A 3,854-nucleotide genomic window follows, 5' to 3' on the forward strand; every position below is an offset into this window, starting at 1 on the left:
GCGGTGCCGGGGGCTCCGGGGTGGGTTGCCGGACTGCTTCGCTTTACGTCCGGCAACCCACCCCTCCGCCCCCGGCACCTCGCGTTTCGTGACGGGCCACAGCCCGGTGGGGGTGAGGGGGGACGGAGCCGCCGTGGTTGTGCGGGAGTCGTTCGGGGTGCGGGGCCGTGGGGGTGCTGGGTGGGTCAGGAGTTCGGGGGCCAGGGGTCGCCCCAGGAGGTGTTGCGGGCCTGGCGGTATTCGGGGGTGTGGCGTTTGGTGATGGTGGTGCGTTGGAGGCCGTCGGTTGTGGTGCACAGGTCCAGGAGGACCTGGCCCTTGCGGAGTTGGGGCTTGCGGGTGACGCGGGCGGGGGCGGGGGTGGCGTCGAGGGTGGTGGCGGCGACGTAGCTGAACTTTTCGTCCTCGTACGGCAGGGAGCCGCCCTTGACCTGGCGGTGGAGGGAGGAGCGGCTGACCCGGGCGGAGAAGTGGCACCAGTCCTCCCCCGGGACGATGGGGCAGGTGTCGCTGTGCGGGCAGGGCGCGACGATGCGCAGGCCGGCGGCGGTGAGCTGGGTGCGGGCCTCGCGGATGCGGAGGTAGCCGTCGGGGGTGCCGGGTTCGATGAGGACGACGGCGCGGGCGGTGGCCGCGGCGGCGACGACGGCGCGGCGGTCCTCGGGGCGGAGTTCGCCCAGGACGTACGAGACGGTGACCAGGTCCGTGCCGGGCGGGACGGTGAGGCCCTCGCCGATGGTCCGGCGCTGCCACCGGGTGTCGGGCAGGACCCCCTCGGCCAGTTCGCGGCCGAGGTCGAGGGCGGGCTGGGCCCAGTCCAGGACGGTGCTGCGCGGGCCGTCCCAGGTGGCGGCGGTGGCCCAGGTGGCGGCGCCGGTGCCGCCGCCGATGTCCAGGTGGGTGGCCGGGGACCAGTCGGGGACCCGGGCGGCGAAGGCGGCCAGCGCGGCGCGGACGGCTTCGAAGGTGGCCGGCATGCGGTAGGCGGCGTACGCGGCGACATCGGCGCGGTCCCGCAGGACCGGGGCGTCGGTGGGGGTGCGGCCCCGGTAATTGCTGATCAGGCGGTCGACCGCCTGCGCGGCCTGCGTGGGCGGCAGGCCGTCGAGCAGGCCCGCCAGCGCGGCGCGCAGTTCCTCGTGCATGGCGGAAATTCTACGGGGCGCCCCCGCCTGCCCCGGCCGGTCAGGCGCCGCAGGCCACCGCGCGGGCCAGGCGGGTGGCGGCCGCGGCCCGCGGTGCGCTGCCGCCGTTGCGCCGGCGGGGGTGGACGGTGTTGGCGAGGAGGATCAGGAAGGTATCGGTGGCGCGGTCGAGGACCAGGCTGGTGCCGGTGAAGCCGGTGTGGCCGGCCGCGCCGCGGCCCGCCAACTCACCCATGAAATACGGCTGGTCGACGCCGAAGCCGAGGCCGGGCGGGTCGAGCAGGGCGGCGACCGCGTCCGGGCCGAGGATCCGGGTGGTGCCGTAGACGCCGCCGTTGAGCAGGGTGCGGCACAGCACGGCCAGGTCCTGGGCGGTGGCGAAGAGGCCCGCATGGCCGGCCACGCCGCCCAGTGCCCAGGCGTTCTCGTCGTGCACCTCGCCGCGGACCATCCCGCGGTCCGCCTTGGCCCAGGGCCGCCGCTGGTCCTCGGTGGCCGCCACGCCCTGCGGTGCCAGCGGGCCGTAGGAGGTGCTGGACATGCCCAGCGGGCCGGTGATGCCGTCGCGGACCAGGGTGTCCAGCCGCTGACCGGTGCGGTGCTCCAGGACGAGCTGGAGGGCGATGAGGTTGAGGTCGGAGTAGCGGGGGGCGCCGGCGGGGCCGCCGCTGGGGGCCGCTGCCTCCGCCCACAGGAGCGCCAGTTGGGCGGCGCGGTCCCGGAGGTCGTGGAAGGGCAGCTCGGGGGCGAGTCCCGAGGTGTGGGTCAGGAGCTGCCGGACGGTGATGCCGGGGGCGAAGGCCGGCAGATCGGTCCGTACCTCGTCGTCCAGGGCCAGCCGGCCGCGTTCGATCTGCTGGACCGCGGCGACGGCGGTGAAGAGCTTGCTGACCGAGGCCAGGTCGAAGACGGTGCCGACCCGCATCGGCTCCCACCGGTCGCGCGGCAGATCGAGGCCGCGGTCCCGCTCGGGGTCGTAGGCCCGGTAGCGCAGCGCCCAGCCCGCGGCGGCCTCGGCGACGACGACCGGGCCGCGGCCGGCCAGCACCACGACGCCCGGGCACCAGGGCGGGCGGCCCTCGGGAAGCGCTCGCACGCCGCGGACCAGCCGTTCGACCCAGGCGGTGTCGAGCCCTGCCCGGGCCGGTGTGCCGTAGGTGAGTCTCGGTGCGTTCAGAGCCTGGTCCTCTCGCCGGCCGTGCTCGCGGTGCTCTCCCCCCTACGCTGCCACGGGCGGCACAGTCCCAGGAAGCTGACGAGCGCCAATACGGCGCAGGAAAGCTGTACGAGCGCCATCGGTACGGCCGTCCGCTCCCCCGCGATGCCCACCAGCGGGGAGGCCACCGAGCCCAGGAGGAAGGTGGAGGTGCCCAGCAGCGCGGAGGCGGAGCCGGCCGCGTGCGGGGTGCGCAGCAGCGCCAGGGTGTTGGTGCTCGGCATCACCAGACCCATCGCGGCCATGAGGACGAAGAGGCCGGCGGCCACCGGTACCAGGCCCACGTGGCCGAAGACCCCCGAGGACATCGCGAGCAGCGCACCCGCGGCGAGCGCGACCACGGCCAGCCCGGTGCCCAGCACCTTGTCGAGACCGACCCGGCCGACCAGCAGCTTGCCGTTGATCTGGCCGACCGTCACCAGGCCGACGGAGTTGAGGCCGAAGAGCAGGCTGAAGGTCTGCGGGGAGGCCCCGTAGATCTCCTGGACGACGAACGGCGAGGCGGAGATGTAGGCGAAGAGCGCGGCGAAGGCGAAGGCGCCGACCAGGAGATAGCCGGAGAAGACCCGGTCGGCGAGCAGATCGCGCATGGTGCGCAGGGCCGCGCCGAGACCGCCGGGGTGCCGGCGCTCCGGCGGGAGGGTCTCCTTCAGCGTGCGCCAGACGAGGAGGGTGAGCGCCACCCCGACGGCGGTGAGGACGACGAAGACGCCGCGCCAGTCGGTGATCCGGAGGATCTGGCCGCCGATGAGGGGCGCGACGACCGGCGCCACGCCGGAGATCAGCATCAGGGTGGAGAAGAAGCGGGCCATCGCGACGCCGTCGTACAGGTCGCGGACCACGGCCCGGGCGATGACGATGCCCGCCGCGCCGGCCAGGCCCTGCAACAGGCGGAAGGCGATGAGGACTTCGGCGTCGGTGGCGAGGGCGCACAGGGCGGTCGCCAGGATGTAGATCACCATGCCGGCCAGCAGCGGGCGGCGGCGTCCCCACTTGTCGCTCATCGGGCCGACGATCATCTGCCCCAGGGCCATGCCCGCCAGGCAGGTGGTGAGGGTGAGCTGGACGGTGGCGGCCGGGCTGTGCAGGGCGGCGGTCACCTGCGGCAGCGCCGGCAGATACATGTCCATGGAGAGTGGCGGGACCGCCGTGAGCCCGCCGAGAACGAGGGTGACGAGGAGGCTGGTGCGGCGGGCCGCGGCGGGTGCTGCCGGCGCGGCCCGCCCGGTTATGGCGGGCTGGTCTGTGGTCTCGGCCGTACCGGGGCCGGGCTCCGTCATGAAGGTCTCCACGGGTCATCGAGGGGCTGCACCATGGTGGCACGCACCGGACGGCTCACGGCCGGTTCCCAGCCGGTCTTTTGACCGGAGTGCGGCGGCGGGAGGTCCTAGGACCAACGTCCTGGACCCTCTCCCTTCGGGGGAGGGTCCAGGACGTTGGTCCTAGGACCTCCCGCCGCCGCACTCCGGTCAAAAGACCGGCTGGGAACCGGC

Annotated in this window: 3 protein-coding genes; all 3 read right to left on the reverse strand. The window is 74.5% G+C overall.

Annotated elements, in window-relative coordinates; all coding sequences use genetic code 11:
• Nucleotides 1-185: 185 nt before the first annotated feature.
• Genes EST54_RS33495 through EST54_RS33505 form a run of 3 tightly spaced genes read right to left on the reverse strand, consistent with a single transcriptional unit; the run spans nt 186 to nt 3,641 of the window.
• Nucleotides 186-1,145, reverse strand: a complete 960-nt coding sequence (locus tag EST54_RS33495; RefSeq protein WP_129251432.1) for a small ribosomal subunit Rsm22 family protein — start codon at nt 1,143-1,145, stop codon at nt 186-188.
• Between the two features lie 40 nt (nt 1,146-1,185).
• A complete protein-coding gene (locus EST54_RS33500) occupies nt 1,186-2,322 on the reverse strand; it encodes a serine hydrolase domain-containing protein (RefSeq protein ID WP_129251433.1) in 1,137 nt (378 codons plus the stop codon).
• Nucleotides 2,319-3,641: a multidrug effflux MFS transporter gene (locus tag EST54_RS33505; protein ID WP_129251434.1), complete on the reverse strand. Its 1,323-nt coding sequence runs from the start codon at nt 3,639-3,641 to the stop codon at nt 2,319-2,321. The genes EST54_RS33500 and EST54_RS33505 overlap by 4 nt, the downstream gene beginning before the upstream one ends.
• Between the last annotated feature and the right edge of the window lie 213 nt (nt 3,642-3,854).

It is taken from the genome of Streptomyces sioyaensis, from assembly GCF_004122735.1.
Classification (GTDB): Bacteria; Actinomycetota; Actinomycetes; order Streptomycetales; family Streptomycetaceae; genus Streptomyces; species Streptomyces sioyaensis.